This is a genomic window from Scandinavium sp. UTDF21-P1B (assembly GCF_040750395.1).
Classification (GTDB): domain Bacteria; phylum Pseudomonadota; class Gammaproteobacteria; order Enterobacterales; family Enterobacteriaceae; genus Scandinavium.
The window spans coordinates 154,524-177,151 of the sequence record NZ_JBFLVD010000010.1 but is presented as its reverse complement, the minus strand read 5'-3'; the positions used below and the strand labels follow the sequence as shown (position 1 = coordinate 177,151).

Annotated in this window: 18 protein-coding genes; 11 read left to right on the top strand and 7 right to left on the bottom strand. The window is 56.0% G+C overall.

Translation table 11 applies throughout. The features are described 5' to 3' along the window. Positions 1-39: 39 nt before the first annotated feature. The 3 genes from leuE to pntA all read right to left on the bottom strand — a co-directional run bounded on the left by leuE (position 40) and on the right by pntA (position 3,714). On the bottom strand, positions 40-678 hold the full coding sequence (leuE, locus tag AB1287_RS06495) for a leucine efflux protein LeuE (protein WP_312626301.1): 639 nt from the start codon (positions 676-678) through the stop codon (positions 40-42). A 107-nt stretch (positions 679-785) separates the two neighbouring features. Beyond that, entirely contained in the window at positions 786-2,174 is a 1,389-nt protein-coding gene (gene pntB, locus AB1287_RS06490; protein WP_435617284.1) for a Re/Si-specific NAD(P)(+) transhydrogenase subunit beta, read from the bottom strand. A 10-nt stretch (positions 2,175-2,184) separates the two neighbouring features. Next, positions 2,185-3,714, bottom strand: a complete 1,530-nt coding sequence (pntA, locus tag AB1287_RS06485; RefSeq protein ID WP_435617283.1) for a Re/Si-specific NAD(P)(+) transhydrogenase subunit alpha — start codon at positions 3,712-3,714, stop codon at positions 2,185-2,187. Between the two features lie 525 nt (positions 3,715-4,239). Here pntA and ydgH point away from each other — a divergent pair. The 3 genes from ydgH (at position 4,240) to folM (ending at position 7,508) form a co-directional block, all read left to right on the top strand. Further along, complete coding sequence (gene ydgH / locus AB1287_RS06480) at positions 4,240-5,190, top strand: DUF1471 family protein YdgH (protein WP_435617282.1); 951 nt, start codon at positions 4,240-4,242, stop codon at positions 5,188-5,190. Positions 5,191-5,367: 177 nt separating this feature from the next. Further along, entirely contained in the window at positions 5,368-6,750 is a 1,383-nt protein-coding gene (locus AB1287_RS06475; protein ID WP_435617281.1) for an amino acid permease, read from the top strand. Between the two features lie 35 nt (positions 6,751-6,785). Continuing rightward, the gene (gene folM, locus AB1287_RS06470; RefSeq protein ID WP_435617280.1) at positions 6,786-7,508 is read left to right on the top strand and encodes a dihydromonapterin reductase; all 723 of its coding nucleotides are present in this window, start codon (positions 6,786-6,788) and stop codon (positions 7,506-7,508) included. On the opposite strand, the gene AB1287_RS06465 is transcribed toward folM, so the two are convergent. Further along, a complete protein-coding gene (locus AB1287_RS06465) occupies positions 7,505-7,840 on the bottom strand; it encodes a GlpM family protein (protein WP_312626293.1) in 336 nt (111 codons plus the stop codon). The two genes, folM and AB1287_RS06465, sit on opposite strands and share 4 nt — an antisense overlap. Before the next feature lie 125 nt (positions 7,841-7,965). On the opposite strand from AB1287_RS06465, the gene rstA reads away from it, so the two are divergent. From rstA to tus, 3 genes are all read left to right on the top strand, one after another. Next, positions 7,966-8,685, top strand: coding sequence for a two-component system response regulator RstA (rstA, locus tag AB1287_RS06460; RefSeq protein WP_312626292.1), 720 nt, complete (start codon positions 7,966-7,968; stop codon positions 8,683-8,685). A gap of 23 nt (positions 8,686-8,708) precedes the next feature. Further along, positions 8,709-10,013: a two-component system sensor histidine kinase RstB gene (rstB, locus tag AB1287_RS06455; protein ID WP_312626290.1), complete on the top strand. Its 1,305-nt coding sequence runs from the start codon at positions 8,709-8,711 to the stop codon at positions 10,011-10,013. Between the two features lie 72 nt (positions 10,014-10,085). Then, the gene (gene tus, locus AB1287_RS06450; RefSeq protein ID WP_435617279.1) at positions 10,086-11,018 is read left to right on the top strand and encodes a DNA replication terminus site-binding protein; all 933 of its coding nucleotides are present in this window, start codon (positions 10,086-10,088) and stop codon (positions 11,016-11,018) included. Here tus and fumC read toward each other — a convergent pair. Together fumC and fumA are read right to left on the bottom strand one after the other, a co-directional pair. Continuing rightward, entirely contained in the window at positions 11,008-12,411 is a 1,404-nt protein-coding gene (gene fumC, locus AB1287_RS06445; RefSeq protein WP_435617278.1) for a class II fumarate hydratase, read from the bottom strand. The two genes, tus and fumC, sit on opposite strands and share 11 nt — an antisense overlap. A gap of 204 nt (positions 12,412-12,615) precedes the next feature. Continuing rightward, entirely contained in the window at positions 12,616-14,262 is a 1,647-nt protein-coding gene (gene fumA / locus AB1287_RS06440) for a class I fumarate hydratase FumA (protein ID WP_435617277.1), read from the bottom strand. Positions 14,263-14,463: 201 nt separating this feature from the next. Here fumA and manA point away from each other — a divergent pair, with 201 nt between their 5' ends. After that, on the top strand, positions 14,464-15,642 hold the full coding sequence (gene manA, locus AB1287_RS06435) for a mannose-6-phosphate isomerase (RefSeq protein ID WP_312626286.1): 1,179 nt from the start codon (positions 14,464-14,466) through the stop codon (positions 15,640-15,642). 96 nt (positions 15,643-15,738) lie between these two features. After that, positions 15,739-17,274, top strand: a complete 1,536-nt coding sequence (locus tag AB1287_RS06430; RefSeq protein WP_435617276.1) for a YdgA family protein — start codon at positions 15,739-15,741, stop codon at positions 17,272-17,274. 70 nt (positions 17,275-17,344) lie between these two features. Here the strand turns inward: AB1287_RS06430 and malI are convergent, their stop codons facing one another. Beyond that, positions 17,345-18,370 carry a Mal regulon transcriptional regulator MalI gene (malI, locus tag AB1287_RS06425; RefSeq protein WP_435617275.1) on the bottom strand — a complete coding sequence of 342 codons (1,026 nt, stop codon included), beginning with the start codon at positions 18,368-18,370 and terminating at the stop codon, positions 17,345-17,347. Positions 18,371-18,542: 172 nt separating this feature from the next. Between malI and malX the strand changes: the two genes are divergently transcribed. The 3 genes from malX (at position 18,543) to add (ending at position 22,475) form a co-directional block, all read left to right on the top strand. Further along, positions 18,543-20,135 (top strand): maltose/glucose-specific PTS transporter subunit IIBC, encoded by a 1,593-nt coding sequence (malX, locus tag AB1287_RS06420; protein WP_312626283.1) that lies wholly within the window; start codon positions 18,543-18,545, stop codon positions 20,133-20,135. Between the two features lie 70 nt (positions 20,136-20,205). Beyond that, complete coding sequence (locus AB1287_RS06415) at positions 20,206-21,378, top strand: MalY/PatB family protein (RefSeq protein WP_435617274.1); 1,173 nt, start codon at positions 20,206-20,208, stop codon at positions 21,376-21,378. 98 nt (positions 21,379-21,476) lie between these two features. After that, positions 21,477-22,475 carry an adenosine deaminase gene (gene add, locus AB1287_RS06410; protein ID WP_435617273.1) on the top strand — a complete coding sequence of 333 codons (999 nt, stop codon included), beginning with the start codon at positions 21,477-21,479 and terminating at the stop codon, positions 22,473-22,475. Positions 22,476-22,628: the final 153 nt, after the last annotated feature.

The window sequence follows — 22,628 nt, the reverse complement described above, 5'->3', positions numbered from 1 at the left end:
TTGTTGTCAGTTATTTTAAATACGATGGTAGCAGAGCTATTAAGATTGTAACGATGCCAGGCGCGCGGCGAAGCCCACAAACACCAGGCCAATCAGGCTGTTGCCAAGCTTCACCAGTTTCTTGCGGCTACCCACAAAGCGGGTCACCAGCGTGCCGGACACAATCAGGAAGCTGAGATAGATAAAGCTCACCGTCTCCAGCGTAACGCCCAGGATCAGGAACGCCAGCCCCGGCGTACTTGAGTTCACGTCGATAAACTGCACGAAGAACGAAACGTAAAACAGAATGGCTTTTGGGTTAGTCAGGCTCAGCGTCAGGGCGCGCTTAAAGATGGTGCTGCGCTGTTCGGCATGGTGCGCGTGCTCGCCGCCCTTCTGTTTGATGACCGCCCACAGCATTTTTATGCCGAGATAAAGCAGATACAACGCGCCGAGATAACGAACGATGTTAAACAGCACTGGCGTCGTTTTAATGAGCGTGGCAACGCCCGCGTACGAAAGAAACATCAGCACCGCATCGCCGATAAATACCGCCAGCGCAGCGAGGTAGCCTGTACGAATGCCGTACGCTGCCCCGGTTTTGAGCACAAAAAAGGTATTCGGCCCAGGCACTAAGATGATAAAAATTGCGCCCACCAGGTAGGTCCAGTAATTCAGTACGCCAAAATCCGCAAACACGCCGTTCTCCCTTCACCGTTGCTTTCAAATGTGACGGCCATCATAACAAAAAAGCCGCCTTCCTTTCACGGGAAGACGGCTTTAAGCGCACAAACCTGTAAGCCGATTTACAGCGCTTTCAGAATCGCATCCACGCTGGCTTTAGCATCGCCAAACAGCATGTGGGTGTTCTCTTTGAAGAACAGCGGGTTCTGAACGCCTGCGTAGCCGGTGTTCATGGAGCGCTTGAACACGATAACGTTCTGCGCTTTCCATACCTCCAGCACCGGCATACCGGCAATCGGGCTCTTCGGATCGTCTAGCGCCGCCGGGTTCACGGTGTCGTTGGCGCCAATGACCAGCACGGTGTCGGTATCGCGGAAGTCGTCGTTGATTTCGTCCATTTCCAGCACGATGTCATACGGCACTTTCGCTTCCGCCAGCAGTACGTTCATGTGCCCTGGCAAACGCCCCGCTACCGGGTGAATGCCGAAACGCACGTTGATGCCACGTGCGCGCAGCTTCTCGGTGATTTCAGCCACCGGATACTGCGCCTGAGCCACTGCCATGCCATAGCCTGGGGTGATGATCACCGAATGCGAGTTTTTCAGCATCTCAGCGGTCTCTTCAGCGCTGATTTCACGGTGTTCGCCCACTTCTTCGTCTGCACTGGTGGAAGAACCGTCAGTACCGAAACCACCGGCGATGACGCTGATAAACGAACGGTTCATCGCCTTACACATGATGTAGGACAGGATCGCACCCGACGAACCAACCAGCGCACCGGTGACGATCAGCAGGTCGTTGCTCAGCATGAAGCCCGCTGCCGCCGCTGCCCAGCCGGAGTAGGAGTTCAGCATGGAAACCACTACCGGCATATCCGCCCCGCCAATAGACGCCACCAGATGCCAGCCAAACGCCAGCGCGATAACGGTCATAATCAGCAGCGCCAGCACCTGCAGCCCTACGCTTTCGGTGCGCACAAACACCACCAACAGCAGGAAGGAAACCACCAGCGCCGCGAGGTTCATTTTGTGACGGTTTGGCAGCATCAGCGGCTTAGAAGAGATCTTGCCGCGCAGTTTACCAAAGGCCACGATAGAACCAGTGAAGGTCACCGCACCGATGAAGATGCCGAGGAACACTTCCGTCAGGTGAATGTTCACCAGAATCGGTTCCAGACCCGGCTCGTGATACAGATAGCTGTTAAAGCCCACCAGCACCGCTGCCAGACCCACGAAGCTGTGCAGCACCGCTACCAGCTCCGGCATTTCGGTCATTTCGACGCGTTTTGCCAGGCGAATACCGATTGCGCCGCCAATGATCATCGCAACAATTATCCACGCCACGTTGCCGGTATCCGGCCCGAAAATAGTGGCGATCAGCGCGATCGCCATCCCGGCGATGCCGAAATAGTTGCCCTGCTGAGACGTTTCATGTTTCGAAAGCCCGGCCAGGCTGAAAATAAACAGGATCGCGGCAACAATGTATGCAGCTGTAACTAATCCTCCAGACATGTGCTACCCCTTACCCTTTGCGGAACATTTTCAGCATGCGCTGAGTCACGGTGAAGCCACCGAAAATATTGATGCTGGCGATCAGCACGGCAATAAAGCTCAGGAAGCTTACCCAGCCGCCGTGACCAATCTGCAACAGCGCACCGACCACGATGATCCCTGATATCGCGTTCGTGACCGACATTAGAGGCGTATGCAGCGCATGAGAGACGTTCCACACTACGTAGTAACCCACCACGCAGGAAAGCGCGAACACGGTGAAGTGACCGAGGAACTCTTTAGGTGCGACATCTGCAAGCCAACCAAACAGGATAATCGCCAGCGCCATCAGGGCGTATTTGCGCCATGGAGAAGCTGGTTTTTTCTCTTCAACAGGGGCCGCTTCGGCTTTTGCCGCCGCTTTGGGCTGCGCGGAAACCTGAATCGGTGGCGCAGGCCAGGTGACTTCACCTTCGCGCACGACGGTTACGCCGCGAATCACCACGTCGTCAAAGTCGATGATGATATTGCCGTCTTTCTCTTTGCACAGCAGCTTCAGCAGATTCACCAGGTTGGTGCCGTAGAGCTGGGATGACTGTGTTGGCAGACGACCAGCCAGATCGGTATAGCCAATCACCTTCACGCCATTGGCCGTGGTGAAGACTTCACCGGGCACGGTGTATTCGCAGTTGCCGCCGTTCTGCGCGGCGAGATCGACCACCACGCTGCCCGGCGTCATGGAATCAACCATTTCTCGAGTGATTAACTTCGGTGCTGGCTTGCCCGGAATCAGCGCCGTGGTGACGATGATATCGACCTCTTTTGCCTGGGCGGCAAAGAGCGCCATTTCTGCTTTGATAAACGCTTCGGACATCACTTTGGCATAGCCATCGCCGCTGCCCGCTTCCTCTTCGAAATCGAGTTCGAGGAATTCCGCGCCCATACTCTGAACCTGTTCTTTCACTTCCGGACGGGTATCAAAGGCGCGCACGATGGCACCAAGGCTGTTAGCCGCGCCAATGGCTGCCAGACCGGCAACGCCTGCGCCAATCACCATGACTTTAGCTGGCGGAACCTTACCGGCGGCGGTGATTTGCCCGGTGAAGAAACGCCCAAACTCGTGGGCTGCCTCAACAATCGCACGATAACCGGCGATGTTCGCCATCGAGCTCAGGGCGTCGAGGGACTGCGCGCGCGAAATGCGCGGCACGGAGTCCATAGCCATCACGTTAATATTACGTTCGGCCAGTTTTGCCATCAGCTCCGGATTTTGCGCCGGCCAGATAAAGCTGATAAGCGTGGTGCCCGCGTTCAGCCGTGCAATTTCGGCATCGGTTGGGGCATTGACCTTCAGAATAATGTCAGATTGCCAGATGGCTTCTGCGCTAACGACTTCCGCACCTGCCTCGGTAAAAGCACGATCCTCGAAGCTCGCAAGCTTCCCGGCCCCGCTTTCTACGGCCACCGTAAACCCAAGCTTCAGCAGCTGTTCCACCGTTTTCGGCGTGGCTGCAACGCGGGTTTCCAGGGCCAGCGTCTCTTTTGGTACCGCAATACGCATAGTTTTCCCTTCCATCGAGTGTAATGATGGTTTGTTGTCTCATCGGGTTCCGTCACTAAGAGCATCAGCTTTCGAAGAGGCGAAGCACCCGCAATAAATAAAACAGTAACAAACTTTCTATAACCTACTGAAAATAACGGCTGTGATCCACAGCCCGTAAACAGTAATTTTGATTTTATTAGGGAAAAGTCACTTTCACTGCGCTCAGGCAGCAATATTTACCTGATTTTGTCAGGCAGGCCTGATAATTCGCTTAAGCGAAGCGGTAAAACATGATTATTCTCGGCGATGTTACCGCATTTTAACATTACATTAACTTATAAAAGCTATCATGATTATCGGTTTTACTGGTCAACTGCCCATTTCTGCAACATATCATGAAAAGTTATCGCGCGAGTCTCCGCAGGTCGCACAAGATGAACAAAATCACGCAGACAGTGATGCAGATTAAATGCAATAATCATCGGCGTTTTAGTCACTAACAACTACCAGCATCTGGTTTGCGCAAGGCGAAGGATTATTTTTATGAAGCTTAAGAACACCCTCCTGGCGTCCGCTCTTCTCTCCGCAACGGCATTCAGCGCCTTTGCTGCCACCGAGCTAACGCCGGAGCAAGCGGCGGCCCTCAAGCCGTACGATCGTGTCGTGATCACCGGTCGGTTTAACGCGATTGGTGACGCTGTAGATGCCGTTTCACGCAAAGCCGATAAAGAAGGCGCAGCGTCTTTTTACGTCGTCGATACCTCTGACTTATCCAGCAGCGGCAACTGGCGCGTCACCGCAGACTTCTATAAAGAAGATGCACCAAAAGCCGACGTGGTTAAAAACCGTGTGATTAAAGGCGTAATGGAGCTGCCGAAAGATCAGGCGGCGCTGCTTGAGCCCTTCGACACCGTAACCGTACAGGGCTTCTACCGCAGCCAGCCGGAAGTGAACGAGGCCATTGCCAAAGCGGCGAAAGAGAAAGGCGCGGCCTCCTTCTATATTGTTCGCCAGGTCGATGCAAACCAGGGCGGCAACCAGCGCATCACGGCTTACGTTTATAAGTCAGACGCGAAAAAACGTGTCGTCCAGAGCCCGGACGCTATTCCAGCCAACTCTGATGCAGGTAAAGCCGCTATTGCTGCAGGTGGAACTGCCGCCGCGGCTGTGGAAATCCCAGGCGTGGCCTCCTCTTCTACCGTAGGCTCCAGCGAAGGCGTCGGCCGCTTCTTCGAAACGCAGTCAACTTCAGGCGGACGTTACAGTGTCACACTGCCTGACGGCACAAAAATCGAAGAGCTGAACAAAGTTGCTGCCGCGCAGATGGTGCCTTTCGACAGCGTTCAGTTCACCGGTAACTACGGCAATATGACCGAGATCTCCTACCAGGTAGCGAAACGCGCAGCGAAAAAAGGTGCGAAGTTCTATCACATTACTCGCCAGTGGCAGGAACGCGGTGGCAACATGACCATCAGCGCCGATCTGTACAAGTAACCCCCCTCTTTTGCCCTGAAAGGCAGCTTCGGCTGCCTTTTTTATTTTTTTCTGCCCGCGCGCATTGCATGCCTGCGCCTCTCTCCGTAAAATCGCGCGCCGTAGCGCAATCCTCCATGATTATGCGTTTTTACCAAATAAATATTCTGGATTTTTAGTTCCTTCAACAGGATGCCCATGGAAAAGAAACTTGGCCTCAGTGCACTGACCGCCCTGGTACTTAGCTCAATGCTCGGCGCTGGCGTATTCAGCCTGCCACAAAACATGGCCGAAGTGGCCAGCCCGTCAGCATTGCTTATCGGCTGGGCAATCACCGGTGTCGGCATTTTGTTCCTTGCTTTCGCGATGCTGCTGTTAACCCGCATTCGCCCGGATCTGGACGGCGGCATTTTCACCTACGCCCGCGAAGGATTTGGCGAGCTGATTGGATTCTGCTCCGCCTGGGGCTACTGGCTGTGTGCAGTGATCGCCAACGTCTCCTATCTGGTGATCGTCTTTTCAGCGCTGAGCTTCTTTACTGATACGCCAGAACTTCGCCTGTTTGGCGACGGCAATACCTGGCAGGCAACGATCGGCGCTTCCGTACTGCTGTGGGTCGTGCATTTTCTCGTGCTGCGCGGGGTGCAGACGGCGGCAAGCATCAATTTGGTCGCAACGCTGGCAAAGCTGGTTCCGCTCGGCCTGTTCATTGCATTAGCCGCAATGGCGTTCAAAAGCGAAACGTTCAGCCTCGATTTCAGCGGCGTGGCGCTGGGCGTTCCCGTTTGGGAGCAGGTGAAAAACACCATGCTGATTACCCTGTGGGTGTTTATCGGCGTGGAAGGCGCCGTGGTGGTTTCTGCCCGCGCCCGGAATAAAAATGACGTAGGCCGAGCAACATTGCTGGCCGTGCTTTCCGCACTCAGCGTCTACCTGCTGGTGACGCTGCTGTCGCTCGGTGTGGTGCCTCGCCCGGAACTGGCTGAACTGCGTAACCCATCAATGGCGGGCCTGATGGTGCGAATGATGGGCTCCTGGGGTGAAGTGGTCATTGCCGCCGGGCTGATTGTCTCGGTGTGCGGCGCGTACCTGAGCTGGACAATCATGGCCGCAGAAGTGCCTTATCTGGCCGCCACGCACAAGGCGTTTCCGCGCGTGTTTGGCCGTCAGAATAAAAACAATGCTCCGGCTTCTTCGCTGTGGCTGACCAACATCAGCGTGCAGGTTTGCCTGATCCTGATTTGGCTCACCGGCTCGGATTACAATACGCTGCTGACCATCGCCTCCGAGATGATTCTGGTACCCTATTTCCTCGTCGGCGCTTTTCTGCTGAAGATGGCGACCCGACCGCTGCACAAAACAGTGGGTATCGGGGCCTGCATTTATGGCTTATGGTTACTGTATGCTTCCGGCCCGATGCACCTGCTGCTTTCCGTAGTACTTTATGCACCTGGCCTGCTGGTGTTTATCTACGCTCGTCGTACGCACCAGTTGGATAACGTACTCAAACGCCGTGAAATGGCGATGATTGGTCTGTTACTGGTTGCCGCAATCCCGGCAACGTGGATGTTAGTGGGGTAAGGCACTTGCCCCATCGCGACGTTAAGGAGAGAACGATGGGAAAAAGCCTGACCCGCCCCGTCCTGATTACCGGAGGAGGCCGCCGCATCGGCCTCGCCCTTGCCCACCATTTTCTGAATCAGCAGCAGCCGGTGATCGTCAGCTACCGCACGCGATATGACGCGATCGGCGTGCTGGAAAAAGCCGGTGCACGGTGCATCGCTGCCGACTTCTCAACCGATGAAGGCATTCTTGCTTTCGCTGACGCCGTCAAATCTCATACCGACGGACTGCGGGCAATTATCCATAACGCCAGCGCCTGGATTGCCGAAAAACCGGGCATCTCCCTGAGCAACGTCATGCAGCAAATGATACAGATCCACGTTAACGCGCCCTATCTGCTGAACCACGCGCTGGAACCGCTCTTACGCGGCCATGGCCATGCGGCAAGCGATATCATTCACTTCACCGATTACGTAGTCGAAAAAGGCAGCGACAAGCACATCGCCTATGCTGCCAGCAAAGCCGCGCTCGATAATATGACCCGCTCATTTGCCCGCAAGCTTGCGCCGGAAGTGAAAGTGAATGCGATTGCGCCTGCGCTGATCCTGTTCAACGAAACGGATAACGCTGAATACCGCCAGAACGCGCTGAATAAATCGCTGATGAAGGTTGCGCCCGGCGAGAAAGAGATCCTCGATCTGGTGGATTACCTGCTCACCAGCTGTTACGTCACCGGACGCTCGTTTGGCGTCGACGGTGGTCGCCCTCTGCGCTAGTGAAACCGGCTCCAGAGCGCAATCAGCAGCCAGGCGCTGAGACTCCAGCACACCACTGCGCCCGCCAGCGCCAACGGCAGGCGCAGAAATCCGGTGAAATACCAGAGCGAAAGCAGATAGAGAAAATAAGGAATGATTGACCACATCCCAAATACGATAGTCGTGCGCAGCGCCTCAGTGCCCCGCTCACTGGCGACAATATAATGGGCAATCAGAGCAAAAGTCGGAAATAAAGGAATCAGTCCGGCAATATAATAATTCTTCGTTTTTGCCAGTACGCCGATCAGTAACACCACCAGCGCACCCAGCACCGCTTTAATCAGTAACCCCATGACTCAGCCTGAAATTTATCTCATGAATGCGTTGAGGATAACGGAAGTTACATTGTTTATGAAAGATTAATAGCACCCTACAGAACGGCGGTGTATTTTAGCTTTTTTCGTCGCGCTGAATGGTTATGAATAAGATCGTTTTTGTGGAAGACGATCCGGAAGTCGGATCGCTGATTGCCGCTTATCTCGGCAAACATGATATGGACGTTATCGTTGAACCCAGAGGGGATCGCGCCGAAGAAGTGGTGCTGCGTGAACAGCCCGATCTGGTGCTGCTGGACATCATGCTGCCCGGTAAAGACGGGATGACCATTTGCCGCGATCTGCGTGCCCAGTGGCAAGGGCCTATCGTACTGCTGACCTCGCTCGACAGCGATATGAACCACATTCTGTCACTGGAAATGGGCGCAAGCGATTATATTCTCAAGACCACGCCGCCGGCGGTACTGCTCGCCCGTCTGCGCCTGCATTTGCGCCAGCACGTTGTCGCGCCGATGAGTGAAAAATCTGCTTCCGGCCTTACGCCCCACAAAGCCATTCGTTTTGGCTCGCTTTCCATCGACCCCGTTAACCGTCAGGTTCAGCTGAGCGGCACCAACGTTACGCTCTCGACGGCTGATTTTGACCTGCTGTGGGAGCTGGCTACCCACGCCGGGCAAATCATGGACCGCGACGCGCTGCTGAAAAATCTGCGCGGCGTAACCTACGACGGTATGGATCGCAGCGTGGACGTTGCCATTTCTCGCCTGCGCAAAAAGCTGCTCGACAGCGCTACCGAGCCATACCGTATAAAAACCGTGCGTAACAAGGGCTACCTTTTCGCGCCCCACGCCTGGGATAACTGATTTTTGCCGTCACGGGGCCAGAAATGAAAAAGTTGTTCGTGCAGTTTTATCTGCTGCTGTTTGTCTGCTTTCTGGTCATGACCATGCTGGTCGGGCTGGTGTATAAGTTCACTGCCGAACGCGCAGGCCGACAGTCCCTTGACGACCTGATGAAGAGTTCGCTGTACCTGATGCGCAGCGAACTGCGAGAAATTCCACCCCGCGACTGGAGCAAGACGCTCAAAGAGCTCGACCTCAATCTCTCCTTCGATCTGCGCATTGAGCCGCTGAACAAATTCCAGCTGGCGGAAAGCTCCATGGAGCATTTGCGCCGCGGCGATATTGTCGCGCTCGACGATCAGTACACCTTTATCCAGCGCATTCCGCGCAGCCACTACGTGCTCGCCGTCGGCCCCGTGCCGTATCTCTACTATCTGCACGAGATGCGGCTATTGGACGTAGCGCTGCTGGCGTTTATCGCCGTCTCGCTCGCCTTCCCGGTGTTTATCTGGATGCGTCCGCACTGGCAGGACATGCTACGCCTCGAAACGGCAGCTCAGCGCTTTGGCGAGGGCCACCTGACCGAACGTATTCACTTTGACAGCATGTCGAGCTTCGAGCGGCTCGGCGTGGTATTCAATCAGATGGCCGATAACATTAATGCCCTGATTGCCAGTAAAAAACAGCTGACGGACGGCATTGCCCACGAGCTGCGCACGCCGCTGGTGCGCCTGCGCTATCGGCTTGAAATGAGTGAGAATCTGACGGATGCCGAATCTCAGGCGCTGAACCGCGATATCGGCCAGCTTGAAGCGCTGATTGAAGAACTGCTGACCTACGCACGCCTCGATCGTCCGCAGAACGAACTGATTCTGACCACGCCGGATCTGCCCGCATGGATAACGTCCCACGTTGATGACATTCAGACCGTCAACCCTCAGCGCGACGTGACGCTGGTGCAGCTGACACGGGGCGATTACGGCGCGCTGGACATGCGTCTGATGGAACGCGTGCTGGATAACCTGGTGAACAACGCCATGCGCTACAGTCGTCAGCAAATACAGGTAAGTCTTTCCCTGCTCGCCGGGCGCGCCACGCTGATAGTGGATGACGACGGTCCTGGCATTGCTCCAGATGAACGCGAACGCGTGTTCGAGCCGTTTGTGCGCCTCGACCCTAGCCGCGATCGTGCCACTGGAGGCTGCGGTCTGGGCCTGGCGATTGTGCACTCCATTGGCCTTGCGATGTCCGGCGAAGTCACCTGCGACGCAAGCCCACTCGGCGGTGCGCGTTTTTGCTTCAGCTGGCCGGTATGCCATCAGGTCAGCACCACCATCGCCGCTGCCTGACCGAACGTTGCACAATGCCCGATACGGCGCTACAGTTAAAACAATTAGGATGTTGTAACTAATGAGAGCGCCATGGCCGATTACGATCTGATTGAGCGCCTGACCACCACCTTTCGCCAGATGGAACACGAGCTGCTGGAACTGCAGCAGATGCTGGCCGACAGCCATCTGCTTACCGCCCGGGTGTTTGAGCTGCCGGAAGTGAGTAAAGAGAAGGAACACGATCCGCTGTCGAACATTGCGGTCACCCAGCACCTGGGAGAAACCGCACGGCAGATGGCGCTCAGACACTTCAGCCACCTGTTTATTCAGCAGCAGTCGGAGCACCGCAGCAGCAAGGCCGCCGTGCGCCTGCCTGGCGTAATTTGTTTACAACCCGGTACAGACCAGCTTGCGGCGCTGGAGAGCAGGATCGGTAGCATCAACGCGCTGAAGGCGGCATTTGAGCATATGGTGACCGTTGAATCGGGCCTGCCTTCTGCCGCCCGTTTTGAATGGGTGCATCACCATCTTCCCGGCCTGATGACGCTCAGTGCCTATCGCTCACTGACGCTGCTGCGCGATCCGGCGACGATCCGCTTCGGCTGGGCAAACAAACATATCATTAAGAACCTGACTCGCGATGACGTGCTTAAGCAGCTGGAAAACAGCCTGCGTTCGCCGCGTTCAGTGCCACCGTTCACGCGCGAGCAGTGGCAGGCGAAGCTCGAGCGGGAATATCAGGATGTCGCTGCGCTGCCGCAGAAAGCGAAGCTAAAAATTAAGCGGCCGGTGAAGGTGCAGCCGATCGCCCGCGTGTGGTATGCCGGACAGCAGAAGCAGGTGCAGTACGCCTGTTCCGGTCCGATGATCGCGCTGATATCCGGCACGCGGGGCGTCAGCGTGCCGGAAGTCGGGGAATTACTGAATTACGACGAAGATAAAATCCAGCATCGCTACAAACCCGAGGCGCAGTCGCTGGAACTCATTATTCCGCGTCTGCACCTGTACGTGGCTAGTGACTGAGCTTCATGCTGCCGACCATCGCTTCCGGGCGCACCCATTCGTCAAATTCGGCTTCCGTCAGGTAGCCAAGCTTTAAAGCCGAGGCCTTCAGCGTCAGCCCTTCCTTATGCGCCTTTTTGGCAATTTCTGCCGCCTTATCGTAGCCAATATGGGTATTGAGCGCCGTCACCAGCATCAGTGATTCATTAAGCAGCTGCTCGATACGCGCCCGGTTCGGCTCGATGCCTACCGCGCAGTGCTCATTGAAACTCTCCATACCGTCCGCCAGCAGGCGCACAGACTGGAGGAAATTATGAATCACCATCGGGCGATAAACGTTCAGTTCAAAGTTACCGGACGCGCCGCCCATGTTCACCGCCACGTCATTACCCATTACCTGACAGCACAACATGGTCATCGCTTCGCACTGCGTCGGATTCACTTTCCCCGGCATGATCGAGCTACCCGGCTCATTTTCCGGAATCGACAGTTCACCAATACCACAGCGCGGCCCCGAAGCCAGCCAGCGAACGTCATTGGCAATTTTCATCATCGATGCCGCCAGCCCTTTCAGCGCGCCATGCGCATGAACCAGCGCATCGCAGGTTGCCAGCGCTTCAAACTTATTCGGCGCAGTCACAAACGGCTGACGGGTGATGGCCGCCAGCTCCTCAGCGACGCGCTTTGCGTATTCCGGATGGGTGTTCAGTCCGGTCCCGACCGCCGTGCCGCCAAGCGCCAGTTCACTAAGATGCGGCAGCGTGAGCTCAATATGCTTCAGGTTATGCTCCAGCATCGCCACCCAGCCTGAAATTTCCTGACCCAGCGTCAGCGGCGTGGCGTCCTGCAAATGGGTACGTCCGATTTTCACGATGTCCGCGAAGGCGTGAGATTTATTGCTCAGGGTTTTCTTCAGCACCTGAAGCTGTGGAAGGAGATGCTCGCGCAGGGCGATGACCGCCGCGACGTGCATCGCCGTCGGGAACACATCGTTCGAACTCTGGCTTTTGTTGACGTCGTCGTTAGGGTGAATTTTGCGTTCCATTCCGCGCACGCCGCCGAGCAGCTCGCTCGCACGGTTCGCCAGTACTTCATTCATATTCATATTGCTTTGGGTACCGGAGCCGGTCTGCCAGATAGCGAGCGGGAACTCATCGGCGTGCTTTCCGGCGAGCACCTCATCTGCGGCGCTCACGATGGCATTGGCCTTTTCATCCGACAGCAGCTGCAAATCCTGGTTCACCTTGGCGGCGGCGCGTTTGGTCAGCGCAAGGGCAGCGATCAGCGAGACGGGCATTTTTTCAGTAGAGATGCGGAAATGCTCAAGCGAACGCTGAGTTTGCGCCCCCCAGAGTTTGTTGGCTGGCACCTCAATCGCGCCCATGGAATCGCTTTCGCGGCGATGGGTAGTCATGTCTTACTCCTTGATAACACAGTGATGTGAATGGCCTTGCTCACAGGGCTTCAAAGAATAAAGTATTGATGACTTCAGGAATCGTGCATGGCGCTTTGTGCGCTCTTTTATTTGTCTCTGGATTGCCCGGTGGTGGCACAGCCTTACCGGGCCTACAAAACCTGATGCAGGCCGGGTCAGCGTTAGCGCCACCCGGCAACAGGGTTATTTCACACAGGCAGAGCACTGGCCGGATTTAATCTGCTGGAAGAAGTCGTTCCCCTTATCGTCCACCAGAATGAACGCCGGGAAATCCTCCACTTCGATTTTCCAGATAGCTTCCATCCCCAGTTCCGGGTACTCGACGCACTCCAGGCTCTTGATGCTGCCCTGCGCCAGCACGGCTGCCGGGCCGCCGATACTGCCGAGGTAGAAGCCGCCGTGCTTGTGGCATGCGTCCGTCACCTGCTGGCTGCGGTTGCCTTTAGCCAGCATGATCATGCTGCCGCCTTCAGCCTGCAGCTGATCGACGTAAGAATCCATGCGTCCTGCCGTTGTCGGGCCAAGAGAACCGGAGGCATAGCCTTCAGGCGTTTTCGCCGGGCCCGCGTAGTAAATAGGGTGATCTTTGACGTACTGCGGCAGCCCTTCACCTTTGTCCATACGCTCTTTAAGCTTCGCATGGGCAATGTCGCGCGCCACGATAATAGTGCCGTTCAGCGACAATCGCGTGGAAACAGGGAAATCAGAAAGCTGCGCCAGGATCTCTTTCATTGGGCGATTCAGATCGATGCGTACAGCCTCGCCCTCGCCTGCGTTGCGTAATTCTTCGGGGATGTATTTCCCCGGATTGTGCTCAAGCTTCTCAATCCACACGCCTTCGCGGTTGATTTTCGCTTTGATGTTACGGTCTGCGGAGCAGGAAACGCCCATGCCAATTGGGCAGGATGCGCCATGGCGCGGCAGGCGGATCACGCGAATATCGTGGGCGAAATACTTGCCGCCAAACTGCGCGCCAAGGCCCAGGTTCTGCGCTTCCACCAGCAGCTCCTGCTCAAGCTGAATATCGCGAAAAGCCTGACCATGCTCGTTCCCTTCGGTTGGCAGGCCATCGTAGTATTTGGTCGACGCCAGCTTCACGGTTTTCAGAGTAGCTTCTGCGGAAGTCCCGCCAATCACGAAGGCAACGTGGTACGGCGGACAAGCCGCAGTGCCAAGCGTACGCATTTTTTCGACCAGGTAGTTTTTCAGCTTCGCCGGGGTGATCAGCGCTTTGGTTTCCTGGTAGAGATAAGTTTTGTTAGCAGAGCCACCGCCTTTGGCGATGCACAGGAATTTGTACTCGTCGCCATCCACGCTGTAGAGATCAATCTGCGCCGGCAGGTTGGTGCCGGTGTTGACCTCTTTGTACATATCCAGTGGCGCATTCTGCGAATAGCGCAGGTTGTCTTCGGTGTAGGTTTCATACACGCCACGAGCGAGGGCGGCTTCGTCACCGCCGCCGGTCCAGACGCGCTGGCCTTTTTTACCGACGATGATCGCCGTGCCGGTATCCTGGCAGGTCGGCAGAATGCCTTTGGCCGCAATATCCGAGTTACGCAGGAACTGCAGCGCCACGTATTTATCGTTTTCGCTGGCCTGCGGGTCGCTGAGAATATCCGCCACCTGCTGCTGGTGCGCCGGGCGCAGCATGAATGAAGCATCGTGGAAGGCGTGCTTAGCGAGCAGCGTCAGCGCCTGCGGGTCAACTTTGAGGATTTGCTGGCCTTCGAATTCGGCCATGGAGACGTGATCTGAGCTGAGGAGATAGTATTCAGCGTCATCCTTTTTCAGTGGAAAAGGATCCTGCCAGACAAAAGGTTTATTCGACATTGTGCTCTCACTTACGACATTGGCTGATTATTATCGGGCAACTTTCCGTTCTGCCCAGGAGAAAAGCGAGTCCGCATATCCTACACAATTTTTTAACAAAAACTGAGACAAGGACGACTTTTTCCCTGAGAAGGTGACTTCTGCGCGGTTTTATTGGTTTAATACGGGCAGTTAATTTCCTTATGAATACAGGGCTTGATAATGCAAAAACTCATCAACTCAGTGCAGAACTACGCCTGGGGCAGTCATACTGCGTTAACGGAACTCTACGGCATAGCCAATCCGGACAATCTGCCAATGGCAGAGCTGTGGATGGGCGCGCACCCGAAGAGCAGCTCAAAAATCACCGATGCCAGCGGTCAGACCCGCAGCCTGCGCGATGTGATCGACGCCGATAAAGCCACGCTGCTGGGGCGTAACGTCGCTGAGCGTTTCGGCGAGCTGCCGTTCCTGTTCAAAGTTCTGTGCGCCGACAACCCGCTGTCGATTCAGGTGCACCCAAATAAGAAAGCCTCCGAAGAAGGGTTCACCAAAGAAAACGCCGCAGGTATTCCGCTGGATGCTGCCGAACGTAACTACAAAGATCCGAACCACAAACCGGAGCTGGTTTTCGCCCTCACCCCGTTCCTTGCGATGAACGCCTTCCGTGAGTTTTCCGATATCGTTTCCTTGCTGCAGCCCGTCTCTGGCGCACACGCCTCGATTGCGCATTTCTTACAGGAGCCCAACGCCGAACGCCTGAGCCAGCTGTTCGCCAGCCTGCTGAATATGCAGGGCGAAGAGAAATCCCGTGCGCTGGCCGTGCTGAAAGCGGCACTGAACAGCCAGCAGGGCGAGCCGTGGGAAACCATCCGCTTTATCGCCCAATTCTACCCGGATGACAGCGGCCTCTTCTCTCCGCTGCTGCTGAACGTCGTGAAGCTCAAACCGGGTGAAGCGATGTTCCTGTTCGCTGAAACCCCGCATGCCTATTTGCAGGGCGTGGCGCTTGAGGTGATGGCGAACTCCGATAACGTTCTGCGCGCGGGCCTGACGCCGAAATACATCGATATCCCGGAGCTGGTCGCCAACGTGAAGTTTACGCCAAAACCGGCCGCAGAACTGCTGACGCAACCGACTAAGCACGGCGCTGAGCTGGACTTCCCTATTCCGGTCGACGATTTTGCCTTCTCTTTGCATGACCTCACAACTCAGGGCGCCGACGTGGCTCAGCAGAGCGCGGCAATTCTGTTCTGCCTGGAAGGCGAAGCGGTGCTAAGCAAAGGCGAACAGCAGCTGGTGCTGAAGCCAGGCGAATCTGCATTTGTGGCCGCAAATGAGTCACCGGTCCGCCTGAGCGGCGTCGGTCGTGTCGCCCGCGTTTATAATAAGCTTAAGTAAATACTGAAGATCTGAGGAACTCTTGCTAAGCTTGAGGTTGCCTTACGACATCACAGGCGGTTGATTCCGCCTGTTTTCATTTTATGGACAAACGCTATGAAAAAATCGCTGGTTGCAGTTGGCATTATTGTGGCTTTAGGAGTGGTATGGACCGGGGGCTCCTGGTACACGGGTAAACAACTGGAAGGTCGTCTGGCCGATATGGTGGCGCAGGCAAACGCACAGCTGGCCAGCACCGCGCCGGAGGCGGGTATTCAGCTTGCGTATCAGAACTACCAGCGCGGCGTGTTCAGCAGTCACTTACAGATGGTCGTGAAGCCCGCTGACGGCGCGAAAAGCAGCTGGCTGAAGCCGGGGCAGACCGTCGTTCTGGATGAAAATGTGTCTCACGGCCCCTTCCCGCTGGTCTCGCTGAAGTCATTCAACCTTGCGCCAGCAATGGCGACCGTCAACTCTCAGCTGGTGAACAACGACACCACCAAACAGCTGTTTGACTTGGCCAAAGGCCAGTCGCCGTTCGATATCAGCACCCGCATTAGCTATGCCGGTGACACCCGTTCAGACATCAACCTCAAGCCGCTGAACTACGAAAAAGGCGAAGAGAAAGTCGCCCTCAGCGGCGGTGACTTCAAACTCGATGCCGACAAAGACGGCAACGTCTTCTCACTGAACGGTAACGTTGAAAGCGGCGTGATTAACGCGGTCAACGAGTACAACCAGAAGGTCCAGCTCACCTTTAACAACCTCAGGACCGAAGGCGACAGCAAGCTCACCTCTTTTGCTGAGCGCATTGGCAATCAGAAAGTCACCCTCGATAAAGTGTCGGTCGGCGTGGAAGGTAAAGAGCTGGCGCTGCTTGATGGCATGACGCTTGACGGCAAATCCGCACTTTCTGATGACGGCAAAAAAATTAACACTTCGCTGGATTACACCCTCAACAGCCTGAAGCTGCAGGGGCAGGACATGGGCAGCAGTAAGCTGGCGCTGAAGGTCGGTCAGATTGACGGCCAGTCCTGGCATCAGTTCAGCCAGCAGTATAACGGCGAAGTCCAGGCGCTGCTCGCGCAGCCGGGCATGATGGATAACCCGGAAGTGTACCAGCAGAAGGTGACCGAGGCGTTCTTCAGCGCCCTGCCGCTGCTGCTGAAAGGCGAACCGGTGATCACCATCGCGCCGCTGAGCTGGAAAAACAGCAAAGGCGAAACCACCTTTAATCTTTCGCTGTTCCTGAAAGATCCGTCTACGGCGACCGTTGCCCCGCAAACGCTGGCGCAGGAAGTCGATCGCAGCGTGAAGTCGCTCGACGGTAAGCTGGTGATCCCGATGGACATGGCGACGGAATTTATGACGCAGGTGGCGCGCCTGGAAGGCTATCAGCAGGCCGATGCAGAAAAGCTGGCGAGCCAGCAGGTGAAAGGCCTGGCGGCAATGGGCCAGATGTTCCGCATCACCACTCAGCAGGACAACAACATTCAGACCAGCCTGCAGTATGCCAACGGCCAGGTGACGCTCAACGGGCAGAAAATGCCGCTGGCGGATTTTGTCGGCATGTTTGGCGTACCTGACGTGGCGATACCTGCCCCGCAGGGAGATGCCGCACCGGCCCAGCAGGAGCAGTCAGTACAGCCTTAACCGCCGGCAGATAGCCCGGATTGATCGCTCCCATAAACGGCAAACCGGCTGCATCATGCAGCCGGTTTTTTTATACCTGCTTCACCAGCCGCGGCGGCATGATCTGATTTCGCGTGGAGCTTTTACCGTCCACAATACGCTGCAGCATTCGCTCCGCAACGCTTTGCCCCATCTCTCTGGCTGGAGTAATTGCCCAGCTCATTGGCGCGTCGTCCAGGCTTGCCTCCGGCACTTCTGCGAAGGCGGCAAGCGCAATTCGCTTATCGTAGTAATCGACAACTTCATCGCCGCTTTTCCAGCCCGCACGCATCAAACCGAGCCACGCGCCCATCGCCACTACGCTGTTGTAGCAGACCACGGCGGTAATGGTCGGATTATGGCGCAGCAGCGTCGTCAACGCCTGTGACGCCTGTTTTTGCGTGGCTTCACACTCGATAACCCATTCACTGTGGAACGGCAAACCGAATTTCAGCAGCGTGGCACAGTAGCCGCCAACGCGTTCTGCGCGTGTCAGCGACGCACTTTGCCCGCCAATCCAGGCGATGCGCTGATGGCCTTTGCGAATAAGATGTTCGGTCAGCATTTGCGCCGCCTGCATGTTGTCCGGGCGAATTAAATCGACGTCGTCGAGATAGCTTGCCCGGGAAGCGAAGACCAGCGGCACGCCGTTCTCTTCAGCCTTATCGCGCAGTTCCGCACCTCTGTCCACCGCCCCGGCAATCACCACACCGTCTACGCCCTGTGAGACCAGCGTGTCAAAGCGCTGAAGCATATGTTCGCCCTTGCGCCCGCCCTGGGTGAGAAACACCATTTTGCCCTGGGACTCCAGCGCCTCAATCATGCCGGCGGCAAGCTCTGCGTAAAATGGCGCACAAAGATCGCCAACAATAAGCCCAATCACGCCCGTTTGCCCGCCGCGCAGCGAGGCCGCCTGGCGGTTACGCACAAAGCCAAGTTGTTCTATCGCCTGGTTGACGCGCTCACCGGTGGCAATCGAGATACGCCCTTTACCGCTTAATACCAGCGATACGGTGGCCACGGAGACCCCCGCCGCCTGTGCGACATCGTTGATGGTGACTTTTTTTGCAATGGCCATGCGCCGATGCCACTCCCGTGTAGCGATAAAACGTTTTATCAATAGGTTATATTTATAAACCTTATTATCGTTTGATTATGTGATTTTGCTCGCACTAAAATTAGGTAAAACGTTTTATCTTTCCGCTGCATTCTACAACTACAACAGTTTTATCAGGACAAGGAGTCGTTTTATGACGGCGAAAGCAGCACCTAAGACCACCGTCTGGGAATTTTTCCAGCAGTTGGGTAAGACCTTCATGTTGCCAGTGGCACTTCTCTCATTCTGCGGGATCATGATGGGGATCGGCAGCTCGCTGAGCAGCCATGACGTCACCACGCTACTGCCGTGGCTGGACACTCCGTTCCTGCAGGCGCTCTTCATGTGGATGAGCAAAATGGGCTCATTCGCCTTCAGCTTCCTGCCGGTGATGTTCTGTATCGCCATCCCGCTGGGGCTGGCGCGCGATAACAAAGGCGTTGCGGCATTTGCGGGCTTTGTGGGTTACGCAGTCATGAATCTGTCGGTCAACTTCTGGTTGACCGCGAAAGGTATTCTGCCGACAACAGATGCGGCTATCCTGAAAGCCAACAACATCCAGAGCATTATTGGTATCCAGTCCATCGATACCGGTATCCTGGGCGCGGTGATTTGTGGCGTTATTGTGTGGATGCTGCACGAGCGTTTTCACACGATTCGTCTGCCGGATGCGCTGGCGTTCTTTGGCGGCACCCGCTTTGTCCCCATCATCACCACTCTGGTACTCGGTCTGGTCGGCCTGGCTATCCCGCTTATCTGGCCTTTCTTTGCTAAAGGCATTAACGGCCTGGGCTATGTGATTAACAGCGCGGGCGAATTCGGGCCAATGATCTTCGGGACCGGTGAACGCCTGCTGTTACCGTTCGGTCTGCAGCATATTCTGGTTGCCCTGATTCGCTTCACCGAAGCGGGCGGCACCATGGACGTCTGCGGTCATTCCGTTAGCGGCGCGCTGACTATCTTCCAGGCGCAGCTGAGCTGCCCGACCACTCACGGCTTCTCTGAAAGCGCCACCCGCTTCCTGTCTCAGGGGAAAATGCCTGCCTTCCTCGGCGGCCTGCCGGGTGCGGCACTGGCGATGTACCACTGTGCTCGTCCGGAAAACCGTCACAAAATTAAAGGGCTGCTCATCTCCGGCGTGATTGCCTGCGTCGTGGGTGGAACCACAGAGCCGATTGAATTCCTGTTCCTGTTCGTGGCTCCGGTATTGTTTGTTATCCACGCGCTGCTGACCGGCCTTGGCTTCACCGTGATGGCTGTTCTGGGTGTGACCATCGGTAACACTGACGGCAACGTCATCGATTTCGTGGTATTCGGGATCCTGCACGGCCTGGCCACCAAGTGGTATCTGGTGCCGGTTGTTGCGGCTATCTGGTTTGCGGTTTACTACGTTATCTTCCGCTTCGCCATCACCCGCTTTAACATCAAAACGCCGGGCCGGGATATCGAAACTGCGTCCAGCGTAGAAAAAGCGGTCGCAGGCGTGACCGGGAAATCCGGCTACAACACCCCGGCGATCCTCGCTGCGCTCGGTGGCGCGGAGAACATTTCCAGCCTCGACAACTGCCTGACCCGTCTGCGTCTGTCCATTGAGGATATGAGCAAAGTTGACGCTGATGCGCTGAAAGCCAACCGCGCTATCGGTGTGGTTAAGCTCAACGAGCACAGCCTGCAGGTTGTGATTGGGCCGCAGGTTCAGTCGGTAAAAGATGAATTATCCTCACTGATGAGCCCTGTTCAGGCGTAAATCCCCTTTCCCCCTTCGTCCTGGAGGGGGAAAATGTGTTATTCCTCGTTTGACCGAAATGGAGTTTCCCATGTTTGATTTCTCAACGGTTATCGATCGCCACGGCACCTGGTGTACCCAGTGGGATTACGTTGCCGACCGCTTTGGCACCGCCGATTTGCTACCCTTCACCATCTCCGACATGGATTTCGCCACCGCGCCTTGCGTGCTGGAGGCCATCAGCCAGCGTCTCAGCCACGGCGTGCTCGGCTACAGCCGCTGGAAAAACGATGAGTTTCTCGGTGCAATCCAGCACTGGTTCCGCAAGCGTTTCGACAGCATCATCGATACCGACCATATCGTGTACGGCCCGTCGGTTATCTACATGGTTTCGCAGATGATCCGTCAGTGGTCCGACGAAGGCGACGGCATCGTGGTGCATACCCCCGCTTACGATGCCTTCTACAAAGCCATTGAAGGCAATAAGCGCACTATCGCCGCCGTGCCGCTGCACCACACCGGCGAAGGCTGGTTCTGCGATATGGCGCTGCTGGAAAGCGTCCTTGCAGAACCACGCAACAAAATTCTGCTGCTGTGCAGCCCACATAACCCGACCGGCAAAGTGTGGACGCGCGAAGAGCTGAGCACGATTGCCAGCCTGTGCCAGAAGCATGGCGTGAAGGTTATCAGCGACGAAATTCATATGGATATGACCTGGAACGGGCGTCGCCATATTCCCTGGTGCGAGGTGGCGCAGAACGACTGGGCACTGTTTACCTCCGGCTCGAAAAGCTTCAATATTCCAGCCCTTACCGGAGCTTACGGGCTGATTGGTGAACAATCCTCCCGCGACGGATACCTGAATGCCCTGAAAGGCCGTGACGGGCTCTCCTCGCCATCGATTCCGGCGGTTATCGCACACATTGCCGCCTACGGAAAAGGTGAATCCTGGCTGGATGCCCTGCGGGATTATTTGCAGGAAAATATGCGCTATATCGCCCACGAGCTGAATACCGCTTTCCCGGAACTCAACTGGCAGCCGCCAGAGTCGACTTACCTGGCGTGGATTGATTTACGCCCGCTACACGTTGACGACAAGCTACTGCAAAAAGTACTGATTGAGCAGCAAAAGGTCGCCATCATGCCAGGATATACCTACGGAGAAGAAGGTAACGGTTTTGTACGTCTTAATGCCGGGTGCCCACGCAGCAAACTTGAGAAAGGCGTTCAGGCGCTGATTAACGCACTGCACGCCGTCCGCTGATTCTGTTGCGCAACAGAGTTTTTCGTTGCGCAAAATAGCTTTTAGCGCCGTTTTGGCTTTATAATGTGTCGCACTTTACCTAAAAAAAGAGTGCGACCATGATTCATAAAGACCTGCCCCTGACAGACATTCACCGCCACCTTGATGGCAACATTCGCGCACAAACCATTCTCGAACTCGGTCGCCAGCATAATATTGCCCTGCCTGCTGACTCGCTGGACGCGTTGCGTCCGCACGTGCAGGTTACCAGCCTTGAACCCGATCTGGTGAGCTTCCTCAGCAAACTCGACTGGGGGGTCAAAGTCCTGGCCGATTTAGACGCCTGTCGTCGCGTTGCATGGGAAAACATTGAAGACGCTGCCCGCAACGGCATTGATTACGTCGAGCTGCGCTTCTCCCCACGCTACATGGCAATGGCCCACAATCTGCCTGTTGCTGGCGTGGTGGAAGCTGTGATCGCCGGCGTGCAGGAAGGCTGCCGTGATTTCCCGGTAAAGGCAAACCTGATTGGCATCATGAGCCGCACTTTTGGCGAAGCCGCCTGCGAACAGGAGCTTAATGCCCTGCTTGCCCACCGCGATGGCATTACCGCGCTCGATCTGGCGGGCGATGAACTCGGTTTCCCGGGCAGCCTGTTCCTGAATCATTTCAACCGCGCACGCGATGCAGGCTGGCGCATTACCGTACACGCCGGCGAAGCCGCTGGCCCGGAAAGCATCTGGCAGGCGATTCGTGAACTGGGCGCGGAGCGCATCGGTCACGGCGTGAAGGCCGTTGAAGATCCTGCCCTGATGGATTTCCTCGTTGAACAGCGCATCGGGATTGAATCCTGCCTGACCTCCAACATTCAGACCAGCACCGTAGCAGAGCTGGCGCGTCATCCGCTGAAAACATTCCTCGAGCACGGCGTGCTGGCCTCGCTGAATACCGACGATCCGGCAGTTCAGGGCGTTGATCTGATTCATGAATATGAGGTTGCGGCTCCGGCAGCAGGTTTGTCGGCGGCACAAATTCGCCAGGCGCAAATTAACGGGCTGGAAATCGCGTTTCTTTCGGCGCAGGAAAAACAGGCGCTGATTAAGAAAGTACAGGCGTAAAAAAGCCGGGAGAATGTCCCGGCTCTTTATGCTCTGCATATTGCCAGGTGGCGGAGGTAAATGCAAAGCGGCAACTTCGGTTGCCGTTTTTAGTGTTTGCGCCCTCTCCCGTGGGAGAGGGTTGGGGTGAGGGCATCAGCGTGCGCCTCAATA

What these genes read in the sequence shown, in the direction of transcription:
- malX (WP_312626283.1), top strand. Translation starts at nt 18,543, where the DNA reads ATGACGGCGAAAGCAGCACCTAAGACCACCGTCTGGGAATTTTTCCAG.
- folM (WP_435617280.1), top strand. Translation starts at nt 6,786, where the DNA reads ATGGGAAAAAGCCTGACCCGCCCCGTCCTGATTACCGGAGGAGGCCGC.
- pntB (WP_435617284.1), bottom strand. Translation starts at nt 2,174, where the DNA reads ATGTCTGGAGGATTAGTTACAGCTGCATACATTGTTGCCGCGATCCTG.
- fumC (WP_435617278.1), bottom strand. Translation starts at nt 12,411, where the DNA reads ATGACTACCCATCGCCGCGAAAGCGATTCCATGGGCGCGATTGAGGTG.
- AB1287_RS06475 (WP_435617281.1), top strand. Translation starts at nt 5,368, where the DNA reads ATGGAAAAGAAACTTGGCCTCAGTGCACTGACCGCCCTGGTACTTAGC.
- fumA (WP_435617277.1), bottom strand. Translation starts at nt 14,262, where the DNA reads ATGTCGAATAAACCTTTTGTCTGGCAGGATCCTTTTCCACTGAAAAAG.
- manA (WP_312626286.1), top strand. Translation starts at nt 14,464, where the DNA reads ATGCAAAAACTCATCAACTCAGTGCAGAACTACGCCTGGGGCAGTCAT.
- rstB (WP_312626290.1), top strand. Translation starts at nt 8,709, where the DNA reads ATGAAAAAGTTGTTCGTGCAGTTTTATCTGCTGCTGTTTGTCTGCTTT.
- malI (WP_435617275.1), bottom strand. Translation starts at nt 18,370, where the DNA reads ATGGCCATTGCAAAAAAAGTCACCATCAACGATGTCGCACAGGCGGCG.
- add (WP_435617273.1), top strand. Translation starts at nt 21,477, where the DNA reads ATGATTCATAAAGACCTGCCCCTGACAGACATTCACCGCCACCTTGAT.
- AB1287_RS06415 (WP_435617274.1), top strand. Translation starts at nt 20,206, where the DNA reads ATGTTTGATTTCTCAACGGTTATCGATCGCCACGGCACCTGGTGTACC.
- AB1287_RS06430 (WP_435617276.1), top strand. Translation starts at nt 15,739, where the DNA reads ATGAAAAAATCGCTGGTTGCAGTTGGCATTATTGTGGCTTTAGGAGTG.
- tus (WP_435617279.1), top strand. Translation starts at nt 10,086, where the DNA reads ATGGCCGATTACGATCTGATTGAGCGCCTGACCACCACCTTTCGCCAG.
- ydgH (WP_435617282.1), top strand. Translation starts at nt 4,240, where the DNA reads ATGAAGCTTAAGAACACCCTCCTGGCGTCCGCTCTTCTCTCCGCAACG.
- rstA (WP_312626292.1), top strand. Translation starts at nt 7,966, where the DNA reads ATGAATAAGATCGTTTTTGTGGAAGACGATCCGGAAGTCGGATCGCTG.
- AB1287_RS06465 (WP_312626293.1), bottom strand. Translation starts at nt 7,840, where the DNA reads ATGGGGTTACTGATTAAAGCGGTGCTGGGTGCGCTGGTGGTGTTACTG.
- pntA (WP_435617283.1), bottom strand. Translation starts at nt 3,714, where the DNA reads ATGCGTATTGCGGTACCAAAAGAGACGCTGGCCCTGGAAACCCGCGTT.